Consider the following 381-nt stretch of genomic DNA (forward strand, 5'->3'; position numbering starts at 1 on the left):
ACCGGGTCCACCGTATCGACCGGCTTACACTCCGGCAGCGTCGGGTCGATCACACACGGATCCGGCGCCCCGGCAAGTTCCGAGCGCAGGTACCAGCCGCCGTTGGTCGCGTCCTTGAACAGGAAGTACTCGTACTGCCCACCCACCGCGCGGCCCTGCAGGTCGAACTGCGCATTGGACGCACCGCCCACACGGATCAGCTTGATGCCCTTGTCGGTCTTGGCGCCTGCGCCGCCGGCATTGAGCACACGCACGTTGGCCTGGCCGTTGGCGTCGCCCTTGATGATCAGCGTGTCGGTGGCCGAACTGTCGTCGCCCAGCTGGGTGTTGAACAGCAGGGTGCCACCGGCCCCGTCGAAGGTATCCACGGTGAGCGTGTTG

Annotated in this window: 1 protein-coding gene; it reads right to left on the reverse strand. The window is 66.4% G+C overall.

Annotated features, from left to right (window positions below; genetic code table 11):
• Window positions 1–368: autotransporter outer membrane beta-barrel domain-containing protein (locus tag D7X55_RS47545; protein ID WP_304988950.1), on the reverse strand; the 368-nt coding region annotated here is incomplete at its 3' end.
• Window positions 369–381: the final 13 nt, after the last annotated feature.

The organism is Corallococcus sp. AB049A, from assembly GCF_003668885.1.
Taxonomy (GTDB): Bacteria; Myxococcota; Myxococcia; order Myxococcales; family Myxococcaceae; genus Corallococcus; species Corallococcus interemptor.